Annotated in this window: 15 protein-coding genes; 3 read left to right on the top strand and 12 right to left on the bottom strand. The window is 32.8% G+C overall.

Annotated features, from left to right (window positions below; all coding sequences use genetic code 11):
* Window positions 1–10: 10 nt before the first annotated feature.
* The 4 genes from mgtE to KCTC32516_RS03365 form a co-directional block, all read right to left on the bottom strand.
* Window positions 11–1,366 (bottom strand): magnesium transporter, encoded by a 1,356-nt coding sequence (mgtE, locus tag KCTC32516_RS03380; RefSeq protein ID WP_301401933.1) that lies wholly within the window; start codon window positions 1,364–1,366, stop codon window positions 11–13.
* Window positions 1,356–2,159, bottom strand: coding sequence for a 16S rRNA (adenine(1518)-N(6)/adenine(1519)-N(6))-dimethyltransferase RsmA (rsmA, locus tag KCTC32516_RS03375; RefSeq protein WP_301401931.1), 804 nt, complete (start codon window positions 2,157–2,159; stop codon window positions 1,356–1,358). Before rsmA ends, mgtE begins: the two co-directional genes overlap by 11 nt.
* Window positions 2,160–2,161: 2 nt before the next feature.
* Window positions 2,162–2,491 carry a DUF4286 family protein gene (locus KCTC32516_RS03370; RefSeq protein ID WP_301401929.1) on the bottom strand — a complete coding sequence of 110 codons (330 nt, stop codon included), beginning with the start codon at window positions 2,489–2,491 and terminating at the stop codon, window positions 2,162–2,164.
* Between the two features lie 72 nt (window positions 2,492–2,563).
* Window positions 2,564–4,336: a tetratricopeptide repeat protein gene (locus KCTC32516_RS03365; RefSeq protein ID WP_301401928.1), complete on the bottom strand. Its 1,773-nt coding sequence runs from the start codon at window positions 4,334–4,336 to the stop codon at window positions 2,564–2,566.
* Window positions 4,337–4,460: 124 nt separating this feature from the next.
* On the opposite strand from KCTC32516_RS03365, the gene KCTC32516_RS03360 reads away from it, so the two are divergent.
* Window positions 4,461–4,604, top strand: a complete 144-nt coding sequence (locus KCTC32516_RS03360; protein ID WP_301401927.1) for a hypothetical protein — start codon at window positions 4,461–4,463, stop codon at window positions 4,602–4,604.
* A 62-nt stretch (window positions 4,605–4,666) separates the two neighbouring features.
* Here KCTC32516_RS03360 and serS read toward each other — a convergent pair whose 3' ends face one another.
* Together serS and KCTC32516_RS03350 are read right to left on the bottom strand one after the other, a co-directional pair.
* Complete coding sequence (gene serS / locus KCTC32516_RS03355; protein ID WP_301401926.1) at window positions 4,667–5,941, bottom strand: serine--tRNA ligase; 1,275 nt, start codon at window positions 5,939–5,941, stop codon at window positions 4,667–4,669.
* A 58-nt stretch (window positions 5,942–5,999) separates the two neighbouring features.
* A complete protein-coding gene (locus tag KCTC32516_RS03350; RefSeq protein ID WP_301401925.1) occupies window positions 6,000–6,932 on the bottom strand; it encodes a bifunctional riboflavin kinase/FAD synthetase in 933 nt (310 codons plus the stop codon).
* A gap of 186 nt (window positions 6,933–7,118) precedes the next feature.
* Between KCTC32516_RS03350 and KCTC32516_RS03345 the strand changes: the two genes are divergently transcribed.
* Window positions 7,119–9,983: a TonB-dependent receptor gene (locus KCTC32516_RS03345; RefSeq protein ID WP_301401924.1), complete on the top strand. Its 2,865-nt coding sequence runs from the start codon at window positions 7,119–7,121 to the stop codon at window positions 9,981–9,983.
* 130 nt (window positions 9,984–10,113) lie between these two features.
* Here the strand turns inward: KCTC32516_RS03345 and KCTC32516_RS03340 are convergent, their stop codons facing one another.
* The 5 genes from KCTC32516_RS03340 to KCTC32516_RS03320 all read right to left on the bottom strand — a co-directional run bounded on the left by KCTC32516_RS03340 (window position 10,114) and on the right by KCTC32516_RS03320 (window position 17,222).
* Window positions 10,114–10,860 (bottom strand): succinate dehydrogenase/fumarate reductase iron-sulfur subunit, encoded by a 747-nt coding sequence (locus KCTC32516_RS03340; RefSeq protein ID WP_301401923.1) that lies wholly within the window; start codon window positions 10,858–10,860, stop codon window positions 10,114–10,116.
* Between the two features lie 73 nt (window positions 10,861–10,933).
* Window positions 10,934–12,949: a fumarate reductase/succinate dehydrogenase flavoprotein subunit gene (locus KCTC32516_RS03335; protein ID WP_301401922.1), complete on the bottom strand. Its 2,016-nt coding sequence runs from the start codon at window positions 12,947–12,949 to the stop codon at window positions 10,934–10,936.
* A gap of 12 nt (window positions 12,950–12,961) precedes the next feature.
* Window positions 12,962–13,639 (bottom strand): succinate dehydrogenase cytochrome b subunit, encoded by a 678-nt coding sequence (locus KCTC32516_RS03330; protein ID WP_301401921.1) that lies wholly within the window; start codon window positions 13,637–13,639, stop codon window positions 12,962–12,964.
* Between the two features lie 102 nt (window positions 13,640–13,741).
* Window positions 13,742–14,353, bottom strand: coding sequence for a DUF6973 domain-containing protein (locus KCTC32516_RS03325; protein ID WP_301401920.1), 612 nt, complete (start codon window positions 14,351–14,353; stop codon window positions 13,742–13,744).
* 49 nt (window positions 14,354–14,402) lie between these two features.
* The gene (locus KCTC32516_RS03320; RefSeq protein ID WP_301401919.1) at window positions 14,403–17,222 is read right to left on the bottom strand and encodes a VPS10 domain-containing protein; all 2,820 of its coding nucleotides are present in this window, start codon (window positions 17,220–17,222) and stop codon (window positions 14,403–14,405) included.
* A gap of 171 nt (window positions 17,223–17,393) precedes the next feature.
* On the opposite strand from KCTC32516_RS03320, the gene KCTC32516_RS03315 reads away from it, so the two are divergent.
* On the top strand, window positions 17,394–18,671 hold the full coding sequence (locus tag KCTC32516_RS03315; RefSeq protein WP_301401918.1) for a DEAD/DEAH box helicase: 1,278 nt from the start codon (window positions 17,394–17,396) through the stop codon (window positions 18,669–18,671).
* Window positions 18,672–18,749: 78 nt separating this feature from the next.
* On the opposite strand, the gene KCTC32516_RS03310 is transcribed toward KCTC32516_RS03315, so the two are convergent.
* Window positions 18,750–18,941, bottom strand: coding sequence for a cold-shock protein (locus KCTC32516_RS03310; protein WP_301401917.1), 192 nt, complete (start codon window positions 18,939–18,941; stop codon window positions 18,750–18,752).
* Window positions 18,942–19,089: the final 148 nt, after the last annotated feature.

Below are 19,089 nucleotides of genomic sequence, written 5' to 3'. Positions count from 1 at the left end.
AGCTTTTTTTTTAGATTCCTAAAATGATTTTTGCAATCATAAAATAAATTAAAATCCCAAAAATATCATTACTTGTCGTAATAAATGGTCCTGTAGCTAATGCAGGGTCAATTCCTTTTTTGTGTAAAATTAAAGGGATGAATGTGCCAATTAAAGAGGCAATAATAATTACTGTTATTAAAGAAATAGAAATTGCCAAACTAAAGCTAAACGAGTAACCAAGTATTCTGCTAAAAATAATGATAACAATAGAAAGAATAATACTGTTAATTAGACTTATAGAAACTTCTTTAATTAAGCGATGCCAAAGACTTCCTTTTATAATATCATTTGCCAAACCTTGTACAATAATTGCAGAAGATTGTACGCCAACATTACCTGCAACGGCTGCAATTAATGGTGTAAAAAAGAACAACGCCTTGTATTCTGGATTTGCCATCAGGTTTTGAAAATTTTGCATAATTACCACAGCACCTAAACTACCAAATAAACCTAAGATTAACCAAGGTAAGCGCCCTTTTATCAATTGAAAAATGGAATCATCTGCTTCAACATCTTGTGTTAAACCAGCGGCCATTTGGTAATCTTTATCAGCTTCTTCTTTAATCACATCTACAATATCATCAATCGTAATTCTACCAACCAAAACATCATTATTATCTACAACAGGAATTGCCTCTAAATCATACTTCCGCATGATGTTTGCAACATCTTCCGCTTGTTCGTCTACATGAACAGCATCTACTTTTGGAATATAAATTTCAGAAATATGTGTTCGGGTAGAAGCAACTAATAAATCTTTTAAAGAAAGTCTTCCTTTTAATTGCCCCGCATCATTTACAACATAAATAGAATGTACGCGTGTAACTTCTTCTGCTTGAATACGCATTTCTTTTACACATTTTAGTACATTCCAGTTTTCATTAACGCTTACCAATTCTTTTGCCATTAAACCTCCGGCAGAATTTTCGTGATATGAAAGCAGTTCTTCAATTTCTTTTACATGTTCTTCATCTTCTATTTGAGACATTACGGCTTCTTGTCTTTCTTCAGACAATTCACCAATAATATCTGCCGCATCATCAGTATCTAGCTCATCAACTTCCTCTGCAATTTCTTTTGCACTTAGTTGTTCAAATATTTTTTCACGAATATCCTCGTCAAGCTCTATTAAGATTTCTGAAGTAGTTACACTATCTAAAAGTTTAAAAATATAGACAACTTCATCAAAAGAAATTTCTTCTAAAACTTCTGCGATATCTGCATGATGCATTTCTTTAAATACATCAATAAGTGCATTGTTGTTTTTGTTTTCAACATATAATGCAATATTTTCTAGAAGTTCTTTGGTGATTTCAAATGCCATTGTTTGCTATTTTTGTAGTCAAATTAATGAATTCTTGAACTGATAATTGTTCTGGGCGTTTCACAAAGATAGGGTCTTCTTTTAAAGTATCCGAAAGATTGAATGATTTTAAACTGCCACGTAACATTTTTCTTCGTTGATTAAATGCCATTTTTACCACTCTAAAAAATAATTTTTCATCTACAGGAAGCGTGTAGTTTTCTTTTCTGATCAATCTTATTACGCCAGAATCTACTTTTGGCGGCGGATTAAAAACTGTTGGAGGAACCGTAAACAAATACTCAACATCAAAAAAGGCTTGTGTTAAAACAGATAAAATTCCGTACACTTTACTGCCTTCTTTTTCTGCAATCCTCATGGCAACTTCTTTTTGAAACATGCCCGCAAATTCTGGAACATGTTCTCTATTTTCAATAGCTCTAAAAAGTATTTGTGAAGAAATATTATATGGAAAATTACCAATGATGGCGAACTGTTGGTTATTGAAAATGCTATTAATATCTTGCTTTAAAAAATCGCCTTCAATTATTGAGAATTTCTCTTTACTGGTATCTAATTTTACATGTTCTAAAGGAAAAGATTCTTTTAAATAAGCAACAGAATCATAATCAAGTTCCATTACGGTAATTTTTGGTTTTTTCTCCAAAAGATACTTCGTCAAAACGCCCATTCCTGGACCAATCTCTAAAACATGATTGTAGCCGTTTTCTGTAAGTGCATCAGCTATTTTTTTTGCGACACTTTCATCGGTTAAAAAATGTTGTCCTAAATGTTTTTTTGCTCTAACACTCATATTTAATTTTTTACTTCGTTCGAGAAAAATTCACTTACTATTTTTAATTCTGTTCTAAAAACCAGTACTTTATCTGCAAATTTCTGCATTCCGACAACACGTAACCTATCTGCATCTTCTTTATAATAATTGTCTAAATCTTCTCTCGTTTTTGCTGTGTATTGTACAGAGTAGGTAACTCCGCCCATTTCTTCTTCAATTAAGACTTGGGTTAATTTTGCCGAGGTAAATTTTCCTGTTGCCAAAACTTCCGGAATGTGGTTGTGAATCCATTCTAACCATTCTTTATGAATGCTTTTGTCTATGCTTAATGTTACGTTATAAATGTACATGGTTTTTAATGTAAGTGTCTAACAATGAATTAATGCAACAATTATGGTTACACTTTTTTATGGATACATTATTTAATTGATTGTATCTCCTCTAATTTTTCGGTATTTTTTTCTAGCATCAACCAAATAAATACTCGAAGGATGTTCAAAAATAATCTTTTGATAGTACTCCGAAGCTTTTTCTGTGTTTTTTAATTGATTGTAATAAATTTCTGCAATTTGATAGAGTGAATCATCCACAAAAATCCCTTCTTTATCTAAAGTGATAATTTGAGTATAATTGTCGATTGCTTTCTGAAATTGCTTTGTTTTCGTAAATAATTTTGCTTGTTTAAACAACGCTTCATCTTCAATTTTCTGACCTTTATATTCGGCAATTACTTTTTGTAACGTATCAATTGCTTGTGTATTTTTATTTTGAAAAGCGAACAAATCTGCTTTTGCATACAATTGCAATCCAAGGCCTAAAGAGTCTTTAGGTTGATTGTCAGAGATAATTAAAAACAAGTCCAAAGCATCATTTGCAATTAATTGCGTAGTTGAAGCCTTTAGTACTTTTAATTGCGCAAAAGCCCATTTAAAATCATTTTTAAAATATGAAGTTTGTGCAACTTTAAATCGTGCTTCTTGCGCTAACGGATGATTTTTGATACTCGTTTGCACTTGAGAAAAATAAATTAACGCTCGGTTATAATTACCAATAAACACATGCACATCGCCTAGTTTTAATTTAATTGCTGCTTTTTGAAATTTGGATGTTGTAATTTCTAGCGCATGTGTTAAAACGTCTATTGCTTTTTCTGGATCATTTTTTTTAAAAGTTAAGTAATCTGCATATTCTAATTGAATATTTAAAGTGGCAGATTTTTTTCCGTAACGCGTAAAAATGGCATCAAAAAGCGAATCAATATTTTGTTGATTTGTGGCAATGGCAATTTTAACGGAATACAAGTTTGCAATTAAAGTTTGATCTATAAACGGACTTTTTTCTAACACAAAATCAAAGCATTTTTTAGCTGTTTCAAATGCGTTGTTATTGTAAGAATTGTGTCCTAGAGCAATCATATTTACAAGATATTCTGGACTTCTATTGTACAGTGCTTTTTCTTGAACAAACGCTTTTTCATATTCTTTTTGCTGGATAAAAAGCCAGCTTAATAATTGATTCCAAACATCTTTAGGATTGCTAACCGATTTTTTAATCAATGCTTTTTTAAATAAAACATTGTTGCTATTTAGTGGGTCATCTGTTATATACCTGCTTGTAGATTGTTGTACAAAATTTAACGCATTTTCTTCTTTATCAATCAAATCAATATACGAAGTAAACATTTTTTCAAAGGCTCCTTTTTCGCCATAAATCCGAGCAATTTGAAACTCATAATTTGCGTTCTTATTGTAGCGAATTGTTTCTTCAAAAGCCAAAATAGCATAATCTAACAAGGCATTTTCTTTAAATAATCGACCAATAAAACCGCCCATTCCAGGATTTTCCTTTATAGAATTGATGGCTTTATCATAATATATTTTTGCCGTTTCTTTTTGATGTTGTTTTTCGTAATTATAGCCTAATTCAACATATAAATAAGTGTGAGTTGGGTATTTTATCAAACGTTGTTTTAGTAGTTTGTCTACAGTTTCAAATTGCGATGTTTCTTGATAGGCACTAATCAACCTTTTTAAATACGTAGTGTTAAACGGATTTTTATCAAACAACACTTTAAATAATTGTGTTGCTTTTTCGTATTCCCCATTACTATAATATCTTTCTGCCAACAGATAATCTTCTTGCCCATAACTTAACGAGCTAATGAAAATAAAAAAGAGAATAATGGTTTTTTTCATGGTATTCAAAGATAAGAACAAGAACGTTAAATTTTTATTAAATCAAACGATTTCTAGAAAGGTGTTGTAACATTTTGGCACAAAACTTGTCTATAAGATATAAGAACTAACAAATTTTGAAATCATGAGCGAATTAACCAAACAATACGAGCAAGCAAAAAAGAATTCTAAAGTGTTTATGCAAAATGGACAAATAGCGGCCTATCTAAATGCATTATTAGAAATGAATAAATATAAAAGATTAATGGTTGCTGTTGTTGCAAACTAGATTGCAGTTTACAGTACCGGTAAGCAGTTCTTAATTGGCTGAGAACTGTAACTGAAAACTGTTTACTCAATAATATCAAAACCACAATACGGCACTAATACATCTGGAATTTTAATTCCATTTTCGGTTTGATAGTTTTCTAAAATTCCTGCTAAAACTCTAGGCAATGCAAGAGAACTTCCGTTTAATGTATGTGCCAACTGACTTTTTCCTTCTTTATTTTTAAAACGAAGCTTTAATCTATTTGCTTGAAAAGTTTCAAAGTTTGATGCAGAACTAATTTCTAACCATCTGTCTTGTGCTGTAGAAAACACTTCAAAATCAAATGTTAATGCAGAGGTAAATCCTGTATCGCCACCACACAAACGTAAAATTCTGTACGGTAATTTTAATTCTCTTAAAATCCCTTTAATGTGCTCTACCATTCCGTTTAAAGCTTCATAAGATTTATCTGGATGTTCTATTCGTACAATTTCTACTTTATCAAATTGATGCAATCTGTTTAAACCTCTAACATGCGCACCGTAACTTCCAGCTTCTCTTCTAAAACAAGGTGTGTAGCCAGTACAGGTAATAGGAAAATCACTTTCAGAAATTAAGTTTCCTCTAAACATATTTGTAATTGGCACTTCTGCAGTTGGAATTAAATATAAATCATCTACTGTAGAATGATACATTTGTCCGTCCTTATCTGGCAATTGCCCGGTTGCAGTTGCAGATGCTGTATTTACTAAATGCGGAACTTGGTATTCTTTATAACCCGCTTCAATATTTTTATCTAAGAAATAGTTGATTAACGCACGTTGTAATCTTGCTCCTTTTCCTTTATACACAGGAAACCCTGCGCCAGTAATTTTGGTTCCTAATTCAAAATCTATGATGTCATATTTTTTAGCTAATTCCCAATGAGGCAGTGCGTCTTTTCCTAAATCAGGAATTGTTCCTTCAGAAAAAACAATTTCGTTGTCTTCTTCAGATTTACCAGCTTTTACAGAAGTGTGTGGTACATTCGGAATTTGATATAACAACTCTTGTAACGCATTTGTAAAATCGTTTAATTGCTCTGTCAACTCTTTAGATTGTTCTTTAAGTTGTGTGGTTTTTTCTTTTAATAAGTTTGCTTTTTGAGCTTGACCAGATTTAAAAAGTTCTCCAATTTCTTTCGAAATGGTATTAGATTCTGCTAAAATATTATCAAGTGATGTTTGTGTATTTCTACGATTCTCATCAGTTGATAAAACATCATTAATTATTGTTTCTGCGTTTGCAAAATTACGTTTAGCCAAACCGTCTAAAACAGTTTGTTTGTTGTCTCTAATAAACTGAACCTGTAACATTTTTATGTTTTTTAAGAGGCACAAAGATAAAGCAACTACAACAATTTAGCAATGCCTTTTAAATATTGTTTTGAATGTAGTTTTGTGCTGTTTTTTGATCTTCTTTTAGTTGTAAGATAAGTTTTTCTACAGAATCAAATTTTTCTTCGTTTCTTAGGAAATATAAAATTTCTATGGTTAAATTCTGATGGTAAAGATCTTGTTTGAAATCAAAAAAATGGATTTCAATTGTTTGGTGTTTTCCTTCTAAAGTTGGTCTAAAACCAATATTCATCATTCCAAAAACAGTGGTGTTATCAATTTTTGATTTTACAACGTAAACGCCCGTTTTAGGAATCAATTTATACTCTTCTTTAATACTTAAATTAGCTGTCGGAAAGCCAATTTTACCGCCTAGCTGTTTGCCGTTTACCACGGTGCCGTTTAACATAAAGTTGTAGCCCAAATAGTTATTAGCTGTTTTTATGTTTTTTTCGGATAAGGCTTTTCTGATTTTGGTAGAACTTACCGCAACATCATTGATGTCTTGAGCAGGGATTTCTTCCACTTCAAAATTGTATAAATGACTGTATTCTGTTAATTGCTCTAAATTTCCTTCTCTATTTTTTCCAAAATGATGATCATACCCAATAATTAATTTAGAGGTATGCAATTGATTTACCAATATTTTTTTCACAAAATCTAGCGCAGATAATCTCGAAAACGCCATGCTAAACGGATGAATAATTAAATAATCCAATCCTGTTTTTGATAATAGATCGGCGCGTTCATCAATTGTATTTATCAACTCTATTGCTGCGTTTTGTTGTAAAACCATTCTTGGATGCGGAAAAAATGTTAGTAAAACAGATTTTTTATCAAGTTGTTTAGCTGTTTTTACAACTTGTTCAAGTATTTTTTGATGCCCAATATGGACTCCATCAAACGTGCCAATAGTAACAACAGTATTTTCTGTATGATGATAATTAGAAAGAGAATGGATTACTTCCAAAGAAAAAATTTTTCTACAAAGTTACAACTTGACATTTTGTTTGAAAGGAAATTTTACAAGAAAACAAGAATGTCAAATTTGCAATCAAAAATTTAAAAAATGAGAAACATTTAATTTTATTAGTACTTCTTTAACAAATTCAAAAAAAATTGTACTTTGCACAATAGATAACAAATATTTTACATTATGAAAAAATTATTACTTATTGCATTTGCAATGTTTACCAGCGTAATTATGTTTGCTCAGACAACAGTCTCAGGAACAGTTACAGATGCTGATGGTGAGCCATTACCTGGCGCCAATATTAAAGTTGAAAGAAAATCAGTTGGTACAAATACCGATTTTGATGGAAAATTCACCATAAAAGTAACGGATACACCGCCTTTTAATTTAGAAATTTCTATGCTAGGTTATAAAGCTCAAAAAGTTGCGATTACAAAGAACAATCAAGTAGTTACAGTTTCTCTAACCGAAAATGCTACTTCTTTAGACGAAGTGGTTATTTCTGCTTCTCGTACTCCAGAGCGTATTATGGAATCTCCGGTTACAGTAGAAAGAATGGATATTAGAGCAATTAGAAACACATCTTCTCCAACATTTTATGATGGTTTAGAAAATTTGAAAGGAGTTGATATTAATTCAAATAGTTTAACCTTTAAATCTGTTAATACTCGTGGATTTGCAACTTTTTCTAACGAACGTTTTATGCAATTGGTAGACGGAATGGACAATTCTTCTCCAGCATTAAACTTTGCTTTAGGTAATTTGTTAGGAATGTCTGAACTAGATGTAAAAACAGTTGAATTATTACCAGGAGCATCTTCTGCACTATATGGAGCAAATGCATTTAATGGTATTATGTTTATGACAAGCAAGTCGCCTTTTGATAGCCAGGGAATTAGCTATGTGTTAAAAAAGGGAGTAACAGTTCAAGAAGCTGCTGGAACAAATGATTATATAGATACAAGTATTAGAATGGCGTATGCATTTTCAGATTATTTTGCTGCAAAAGCAACATTATCTTACTTAAAAGGTACTGAATGGTATGCTGTAGATTATAGAGATGAAGTAAATCCAGCATCTACAAGTCATGTTGGTAATCCAGCGTATAATGGATTAAATGTGTATGGTGATGAAGTTGGAACAACATTAAACTGGGATGCATTGGCGTCAACTCCAGTAGGTACTTTAGGGACTTCAAGAGTAACAAGAACAGGATATACTGATAATGACTTAATGGACAATAGCGCTAAAAGTGTAAAATTAGGATTGTCTTTAAACTATAGACCTTTTGGAAACGATCGTGTAGAGATCATTTGGAATTCTAAATACGGAACAGGAAACACAATTTATCAAGGACAAAACAGATACAATATTAAAAACTTCTACATGTCTCAACATAAATTAGAAGTAAAAGGTAAAAATTTCTTTGTTAGAGGATATGTTACTCAAGAAGATGCTGGAGATTCTTATGATACTCGTTTTGCAGCTATTAATATTAATAGACAATGGAAATCTGATAAAGCATGGTTTCAAGAATATGCAGGTGCATATTTAGGAGCTTTTACAGGATTTGGAGTGCCAAGAATGAATCATGATGCCGCTAGAGCTTTTGCAGATAGAAATCGATTAGTACCTGGAACACCAGGATTTGAAGCTGCCAAAGCGAAAGTAACATCAGACCCAAATTTAACAACAGGTTCTAAATTTGTTGATAATACTAAGTTATACCATGCAGACGCAAACTTAAATTTAAGAGATTATATCGATTTTGCAGAGGTACAAGTTGGTGGATCTTTTAGACAATATTCTTTAAACTCTCATGGAACAATCTTTACAGATTATGATGGAGCTATAAATTATAATGAATATGGAGCATATGTTCAAGGTCAAAAGAAATTAATGGACGACAGGTTAAAAATTACTGCTTCTGGAAGATATGACAAAGCACAAAACTTTAACGGAAATGTTTCTCCAAGATTATCATTAGCGTATGCTGCAGGTGAAGACAAAAACCATAATTTTAGAGCTTCTATCCAAACAGGATTTAGAAATCCAACAACGCAAGATCAATATATTGGATTGGATGCAGGAGCAGGAATCTTAGTGGGTACTGCGCCAGACAATATCAATAGATATAGATCATCTCCATATGCATTAGGAATTAATCCAGCTTTGGCAGGATATATCAACGCTGTTACTGGTGGAACAAGCGGGATAGGAACTTCAAAAGTATTAACAGGAACATCTGCTTATAATAATTCTTGGACAGCAAGTTCTGTAGGAGCATTTGCTACCCCAGGATCTCCTGGTTATGGGAATCCTGCAACTTTAAAGAAATCTAAGGTAAACTTTGTAAAACCAGAACACGTAACTGCTTTTGAAGTTGGTTATAGAGGATTAATAGAAGGATTTACAATTGATTTTAGTGCTTATTACAATAAGTATAAAGACTTTATTGCAAGTGAAAATGTGGTTGCGCCATTATATGGTAGTGTTGCTCTTAATGATGCTGTAGATTTAGGACCAGTTACAGGAGGTCAACAAGGTATTACTCCAATCGCTTTAATTGCTTTAGGTAACGGAGATTATAAAGGGGTGGCTTTTGATACAAATTCTGATGCCGATATTCATTCTTATGGAGCAGGAATTAGCGTTGGAACTAAAGTTTTAGATGGTTTCAATATCAGCTTTAATTATACATATGCTAAGTTTAACGAAAGTGGAGCAAGTAACCCAGATTTTGAAGCAGGGTTTAATACTCCAGAGCATAAATTTAAAATGCAGTTTGGTAAATTTGATGTGTTTAAAAACGTAGGTTTTAACGTAAACTTTAGATGGCAAGATGCTTTCTTATGGCAATCGTCTTTTTATGACGGAACAATTGACGCAAGATCAGTAATTGATGCTCAAATAAATTATAGAATGCCAAAATATAAGTCAACCTTAAAAATTGGTGGAGCTAATTTAGGTGGTAAAGAGTATTTTAGTGCACCAGGAGTTGGAGCAATTGGTTCTCAATACTATGTTTCTTGGACCATCAATCCATAATAAAATAATGTAAAATAGTAAAAGCCTTTTGATAAATCAAAAGGCTTTTTTTAGCACTGAATTTAAAATTTAAACCATAAAAAACCACTTAGAATTCTAAGTGGTTTTAATGTATTATTTGAATATTTATTTACCCTTTTAAACTTGCGCTTAAATATTCTCTATTCATACGAGCAATATTTTCTAAAGAAATTCCTTTTGGGCATTCAACTTCACAGGCTCCAGTATTTGTACAGTTTCCAAAACCTTCAGCGTCCATTTGCGCAACCATGTTTAAAACACGATCTGTTGCTTCAATTTGACCTTGAGGTAATAATGCATATTGAGAAACTTTTGCGCCAACAAATAACATTGCCGAAGAGTTTTTACAAGTAGCAACACAAGCTCCACAGCCAATACAAGTTGCCGCATCCATTGCTTCATCTGCAACATGTTTAGAAATTGGAATTGAATTTGCATCTTGTGTATTGCCAGAAGTGTTTACAGAGATAAATCCGCCAGCTTGTTGTATGCGTTCAAAAGAAGTTCTATCAACAACCAAATCTTTAATTACAGGAAATGCTTTTGCTCTAAACGGTTCAATGGTAATCGTATCACCATCTTTAAACATACGCATATGTAATTGACAGGTTGTAACTCCTCTGTCTGGCCCATGAGCTTCTCCGTTGATGTACATCGAACACATTCCGCAGATTCCTTCTCTACAATCATGGTCAAAAGCAACAGGTTCTTCTCCAGTATTAATTAATTGTTCGTTCAATACATCCATCATTTCTAAGAATGACATGTGTTCTGAAATTTCAGTCACTTTGTACTCAACCATTTGCCCTTTATCTTTAGCGCTTTTCTGTCTCCAGATTTTTAATGTAAGGTTCATAATTATCAATTTGAAAATGGATCAATTTGAAAATGTACCAATTGTTACATTGCTACATTAATCAATTGGTGTCTTATTTATAAGATCGTTGTTTTAATTCAATGTCGTTAAACTCTAATTCTTCTTTGTGCAACACCGCATCTGCAGGTGCTCCTTTGTATTCCCAAGCAGCAACAAAAGCATAATCTTTGTCATTACGTTTTGCTTCTCCTTTTTGTTCTCCATCTAATTCTACAGATTCTTCTCTAAAGTGACCTCCACAAGATTCCTCTCTCATTAAAGCATCTTTAGCAAACAACTCTCCTAATTCTAAGAAATCTGCAACTCTACCTGCTTTTTCTAACTCAGGATTCATTTCATTTAAATCTCCAGGAACTTTCACATTTTTCCAGAAGTCTTCACGTAATTCTTTAATTTCTGCCATTGCTTCTGTCAATCCTTTTGCATTACGAGCCATTCCAACTTTGTCCCACATAATTTTTCCTAATTGTTTGTGGTAATAATCTACAGAATGTTCTCCTTTATTATTGATAAAGAAATTTAAACGTTCTTTTACTTCGTTTTCTGCTGCTTCAAACTCTTTCGTATCTGTTGATATTTTTCCAGTTCTAATATCATGAGATAAATAATCTCCGATAGTATAAGGCAATACAAAATAACCATCAGCCAAACCTTGCATTAAAGCAGAAGCTCCCAATCTATTTGCTCCGTGATCAGAGAAGTTTGCTTCCCCAATACAATACAGCCCATCAACGGTTGTCATTAAATTGTAATCCACCCAAACACCACCCATCGTATAGTGTGTTGCAGGATAAATCATCATTGGGGTTTTGTATGGGTTTTCGTCAACGATTTTCTCATACATTTGGAATAAGTTTCCGTATTTTTCTTCAACAATTTCTTTTCCTAGATCATACACTTGCTGTGCTGTAGGATTCGAAATATGATGTAATTTTGCTTGTTCTTTTCCGTAACGTTCTATGGCAGTTTTAAAATCTAAATACACCGCTTCTCCAGTAGCATTTACACCATAACCAGCGTCACAACGCTCTTTTGCTGCTCTAGATGCAACATCACGAGGCACTAAATTTCCAAATGCAGGATAACGTCTTTCTAAATAATAATCTCTTTCATCTTCAGACAAATCAGTTGGTTTTTTACGACCTTCTCTAATCGCCATTACGTCTTCCATCTTTTTAGGAACCCAAATACGTCCATCATTTCTAAGAGATTCTGACATCAATGTTAATTTTGATTGATAATCTCCAGAACGCGGAATACAGGTTGGGTGAATTTGTGTATAACAAGGATTTGCGAAATACGCGCCTTTTTTATGAATTTTCCAGGCAGCTGTTGCATTAGACCCCATGGCGTTGGTTGATAAGAAATACACATTTCCGTATCCGCCAGAAGCAATTACAACTGCATGTGCAGAATGACGTTCAATTTCTCCAGTAATTAAGTTACGAGCAATAATTCCACGTGCTTTTCCATCCACTTTTACAACGTCTAACATTTCATGACGATTGAACATTTCAATCTTTCCACGAGCAATTTGACGATTCATTGCAGAGTACGCTCCTAATAATAATTGTTGACCCGTTTGCCCTTTTGCGTAAAAAGTTCTAGAAACTAAAACTCCACCAAAAGATCTGTTGTCTAACAATCCACCATAATCACGAGCAAAAGGAACTCCTTGTGCTACACATTGATCGATGATATTTGCAGAAACTTCTGCCAAACGATATACGTTTGCTTCTCTTGAACGGTAATCTCCTCCTTTTACTGTATCGTAAAATAATCGGTAAAAAGAATCGCCATCACCTTGATAATTTTTTGCTGCATTTATTCCACCTTGAGCTGCAATTGAATGTGCTCTACGTGGCGAATCTTGATATGCAAATGCTTTTATATTGTAACCCAATTCTGCTAAAGTTGCAGCAGCAGATCCACCAGCTAAACCGGTACCAACCACAATAATATCAATATTACGTTTGTTGGCGGGGTTTACTAAATTTATTTTGTCTTTATAGGTTGTCCATTTATCTTTTAATGGGCCTTTTGGTATTTTTGAATCTAAAGTTGCCATACGGTTTTTGTATTAGTGATTGAAATGATGAAATAAAGCAATAACAATAAACCCTAACGGAATTATGATTGCATATAGTTTACCAAAAGTTTTCAATCCTTTAGTATATTTATTATTTGCTCCAACTGATTGGAAAGCCGAGTTAAATCCGTGTAAAAGGTGCAGTGCTAAGAATACAAATGCAACAACATAAGCTCCAACTCTTGCAGGATTTACAAATTTTTCTTGTAGCTCATGAAAGTATCGCAATTGTCCATTGTGCATTCCAGACCAATCTCCTTGGATAAACTTGGTATTGATTTCTGGAAACCAAAAATCGATAAAATGCAAGACAATAAACGCTAAAATGGCCAAACCTGTCCAGATCATATTCCTGCTCATCCAAGTAGAATTTGCAGCGCCATTATTTTTAGCATATTTAATAGCTCTTGCGTTGTTGTTTTTAATTTCTAAAACAAATCCCATCACAAAATGAAAAACAACACCAAAAATTAAAACAGGCTGAATTACATATTGTACGATAGCGTTGGTTCCCATGAATTGAGACAATTCGTTAAAGGTTTTTCCGTTGTTTGGAAATATAGATGTTAGATTTATAACAAAGTGTTGTAATAAAAATAACATTAAAAAGAATGCCGAAAGTGCCATGGCAAACTTTCTGGCAATTGAAGAATTTAAGATTCCGCTCATTTTTTGTTAGTTAAGAATTGGTACAAATTTACGGCTAATGCTTAGTTAAAGCAAAGAACTTTTTTGTTTTCTGTAATATTTAGAATTTGTTTAAATAAATTACTAGTTAGAGTTTATCAAACACTTCTCATTTTTCCATTTTCCTTTGAGATCTTTTTGAGAAATAATTTGATCATCACAAGTTACATAATTTCTTTTTTTGTCTTTTTTGATGACCTTATAGTTTCCTGCTAAAATGCCATTTACAATTCTATAAATCAAGCCGTTTTTTGGATACGGAATTCCTTTTTCGGTATATGTAACACCAACAGTGTTGTTGAATAAATCCATTTCTGAAGAAATCTTATCAGGAACTTCTCCGTATTCTAATTGCCCTTTTTTGTATTGTTGATAATTGCTTTTTTCGTGTGCTTTTCCCAATTTTAATGCAGCATTTTTTCCAATTTCTTGATGCAAACGCGCCATCCAATAGGCATGCCGAAAAGCATCTACTTGTCCGCTCCTTTTATCACCATCTAATAAAGGTGTTTTTGCAATTGAATCTGAAACTCTTTGTGCTTCTTTAGAAATTTTAAATGCTTTTTTTGCTTTAAATGGGTGAAAAATTATCCACGTTTTTTCTGCACAAGATAATTTTTTAAACGCTTGCCAATCAGTTTGAGAAAACCCTTGAAGGCTAAAAAGAACACAATAAAAAATCAGCACTTTTTTCATAAGATAAAAGTACTGATTTCTAGGTTTAGTTCTCGTAAAAGAGAGTTGTTTATTTTATCTCAAACACTTGTTCTTCGTTGTCTACTTTTACAGTATATGTTCCTTTAGGTAAATAGAAAACGCCATTTTGTGCTGCTTTTAATTTTGTTTTTTTATTTGCTCTTTCAAAAGCTCTTTTTCCGCTTTTAGAAAAAGAAACATCGTATTTAACTGTTGTAAAACCTTTATTTGCATTTACAGAAAAAGAATTTACCAATACTTTATCAGCATACACAGAAACCGTTATTTTCTTAGCAGAACTAGAAAATAAAGAAATAGTTACTTCTGGAGTAAATAGTGTTCCCCATCTTGTACTTCCCCAACGAGATGAAAATTTAATTGCATCTATATTGAATAAGTGAGTTGCTTTTGATTTATAAGAATTGAAGCTTTGTAATTTAGAAATGTTTGCTCTGTAAAGACTTCTTCCGTGCGTACCAACCACCAAATCTTTATCTCTTTTTTGAATAACCAAATCATGCACAGCAACATTTGGAAATCCATTACTAAACGGATTCCAAGAACCGCCATTATCAAAAGTAACATACAATCCGTTATCTGTGCCTAAGTATAAAATATGTTCGTTTTCTGGATCTTCTTTAATCACATTTACCGGAGAAGTTGGAATGGTATTTCCGATATTTTTCCAAGTTGCACCATAATCATCAGACATATAAACATACGATGTAAAATCATCCCAACGATACCCATTTAATGTCACATAAACTCGTTCTTTTTTATGTGCTGATGCACTCACTCTAGAAACCCATAAGTTTTTTGGAAGTGAACTTGAAATATTTGTCCAAGAATTTCCGCCGTCTTTTGTTAGGTTTACAAGCCCATCATCAGAACCCACGTAAATCAGTCCAAATTTAAAAGGACTTTCGCTAATTGTTGTGAGTGTTCCGTAAGCAACATTTCCTTTTTTCTCACCATTAGTTAAATCACCAGAAATGGTACTCCAATCGTTTCCTTGGTTTAAAGAGCGATGTAATTTATTACTTCCAAAATAGACAATATCTTGATTGTGTGGTGATAATAAAATGGGTGTTTGCCAGTTAAAACGGAACGTTTCTCCTTTTACTTTACTTTTTGGAGTTATACTCTTGCGTTTTCCGTTTGCTAAATTTAAACGAGCATAACTTCCAAATTGAGAACCTGTATATACAATATTATGATCTCGGCTATCAACTTGAACTTGCATTCCGTCTCCACCCATAATCGATTTATATGGGTTTTGGCCAGAACCTTCCCACCTTTTATCAATTCTGGCGTTGTTTGGACCAAACCAAACACCGTTATCTTGAAGTCCGCCATACACATTGTACGGTTTTTCATTATCTGCAAAAACTGAATAAAATTGACCAACTGGTGCATAATTTAATTTAGTCCAGCTTTCTCCATCATCATAACTCATATTAAGACCCCCATCATTTCCATTAATTAAATGCCCTGAACGTTTTGGATTTATCCAAAAAGCTTGATGATCTGAATGCACATTTTCTCTACTGATAGATGTAAATGTTTCTCCAGAATTTTTAGATTTCATCAACGAAATCCCTAAAATATAAACAGCTTTTTGATCTTGTGGATCAACTCTAATTTCTCCAAAATAATATCCATAAGAAGAATACAAACTTAATTTTTCTTTGTTTTTCTTTTCCCAAGATTTTCCACCATTTGTAGTTAAAAACACTTCTGCTCCTGTAACCGCAGCTGCGGTTACCGCTTGACTGCTTTGTAAAAAAGCAGGAATTTCTCCAGGTGATAAAGCATTAGATTGTACAAAGTTTTTAATATTTAAAGCTCTGTATTTTTCGTGAAATCCACGAGATTTTAAATAGGTATCGATGTCTTTATTATCAAGATTTACAAATTCTTCAGAAGTAATATGCTGAAACACTTCGCTGTTTAGCACAAGTGCAATAGGATTGTTTTTTCTTTTATCTTCTTTAAATTCAAATTGACTGTCTAGAAGTGCATATACGGTATTTTCGTCATACACTGCTAAGCCAATTCTACCAACACCGCTTCCGGTAGGAAACCCATTTCCAGAAATATTTTTCCAGGTTTCTCCACCATCAATACTTTTATAAATGGCAGAATTAGATCCACTTCCTACAAAATTCCACGCTTTACGATCACGTTCCCAAGAAGCAGCGTACAACACATTAAAATTGTTTGGAGCAGGTTCTATATCGATAAAACCTGTATTTTCATCAATGAATAATTTTTTACTCCACGTTTTACCACCATCAATGGTTTTAAAAATTCCTCTTTCTTTATTCGAAGAATATAAATGTCCAATTACAGCAATTAAAACTTCATTGGGATTTTTTGGGTTGATGATGATTCTACTTACGTGATGCGAATCTGTCAACCCAACATTCTCCCATGTTTTTCCGTTGTCCGTAGATTTTAAAATACCAATTCCTGCATACGAAGATCTTGATGAATTTTTTTCTCCAGTTCCGACCCAAATCGTATTGCTTTTCCAATCTACTGCAATGTCTCCAATATTTTGAGTTTGAGAAGTATCCATAATCGGAGTAAAAGTAATTCCGTTGTTTTTTGTGTGCCATAATCCTCCAGAAGCGTATCCAACATAAAATTCTGTTGGATCGGTTGGATTTACATCTACATCAGCAACACGACCACTCATTACCGTTGGGCCAATATTTGTAAATAGGATGTCTTTAACAATAGAATTTTTAGTGGAAGCTTCTTTTTGAAGTAAAGCTTTTTCAATTTGATTCGCAGTCGTTGTTTGCTGAGCACTCATTAATGAAGCAAAAAGCAACGCTGTAAAAAAAGTGGTTAATTTTTTCATGATTAGTTGTTTGGTGGCCTAAGTTAGTATTTGTAAAATAGATAACAAAAATTCTGAGGATACAATTTTTAGTTTTAACAAAATGTTATCATATCCAATAGAATTCAATGTATCTTTGCATAAATTCTTAAATGACATTTTCTCTCATACGTCATTTTATAAAACACATTTATGTCATTTCAATCATTAGGATTAAACAGCGCTTTGTTAAAAGCTGTTGAAAAACAAGGGTATAAAACTCCGTCTCCAATTCAAAAAAAAGCAATTCCTTTAATTTTAGAAGGAAAAGATGTCTTAGCATCTGCCCAAACGGGAACAGGGAAAACAGCTGGATTTACGTTGCCAATGTTACAGATTTTAGACGCTACAAGAAGTGATAAATTTAGACCGATTAGAGCGTTAATATTAACACCAACAAGAGAATTGGCTGCTCAGGTTTATGACAATGTTAGAGATTACGGCGCTTATTTAAATATGAAATCTACTGTGGTTTTTGGAGGTGTAAAAGCAAAAGCCCAAATAGCAACCATTAGACAAGGAGTTGATGTTTTGGTGGCAACTCCGGGAAGATTGTTGGATTTGGAAAATCAAAATGCCTTGTCTTTAAAAAGAGTGGAGATTTTAGTGTTGGATGAAGCCGACAGAATGTTGGACATGGGTTTTTTAAGAGATATCAAAAAGATTATGAGCTTGATGCCTGCAAAGCGTCAAAACTTATTATTTTCTGCAACTTTTTCTAGAGAGATAAAAGACTTGGCTGCAAAAATTCTTCACAATCCTGTTTTAGTAGAAGCTACACCGCAAAATTCTACGGCAGAAAAAGTAGATCAAAAAGTATATCGCGTAGATAAAGGACAAAAAACAACATTAATTACAAAGTTAATTACTGATGGGAATTGGAAACAAGTATTGGTTTTTACAAGAACCAAACACGGCGCAAACAAGCTTACAAAAAAATTAATTGAAAGTAAAATTTCTGCAGCTGCTATTCATGGAAATAAAAGTCAAGGAGCTAGAACAAAAGCGTTGGCGCAATTTAAAACCAACGACATTCGTGTTTTAGTAGCAACCGATATCGCAGCACGTGGTTTAGACATTCCGTTATTGCCACATGTAATCAATTTTGAATTGCCAAATATTCCTGAAGATTATGTGCACAGAATTGGTAGAACAGGTAGAGCTGGTGCAAAAGGAGAAGCCTTGTCTTTGGTTTGTATTGAAGAAATGGAGTATGTTAGACAAATAGAAAAATTATTAGGGCAAAAATTAGAGTCAGAAGTTGTTGAGGGTTTTGAGCCAAATAACACAACAGAACCTGGTAAACCAAATTCTAATAAACCAAAGAAGAAAAATCACGCACCTAGAAATTCTTCAAAAAAGCCTACAAATAATAATAGAAAACGAAATGACAATCGTTCTTCTAGAAGAGATAGTAGTAAAAGAAGATAATTTTAGACAACTTTATAGAACCAAAAACGCCTATCAAATAAATTGATAGGCGTTTTTTAATAAAAAAAAGTGTATATCTTAGATAACTTTTACGTTAACTGCGTTCATTCCTTTTCTACCTTCTTGTAAGTCAAATTCTACATCATCACCTTCTCTAATCTCATCGATTAATCCAGAAATGTGTACAAAATGTTCTTTGTTGTTGTCTTCTTCAGTGATGAATCCAAATCCTTTAGATTCATTGAAAAATTTTACTGTACCTTTACTCATTGTAATAATAATTAAAATAATATTAGCCGCAAAGATACTATTTTATAAGTAATAAATAGATTATTTTATTTTATTTTTTCAATTTTTATCTTTTTTTTATTTTTATAACCATTTGAAAATCAATTATCCTTGAAAATATTGTACTTAT

It is taken from the genome of Polaribacter huanghezhanensis, assembly GCF_030444335.1.
GTDB lineage: Bacteria > Bacteroidota > Bacteroidia > Flavobacteriales > Flavobacteriaceae > Polaribacter > Polaribacter huanghezhanensis.
This window is presented reverse-complemented; position numbering and strand designations above follow the sequence as displayed.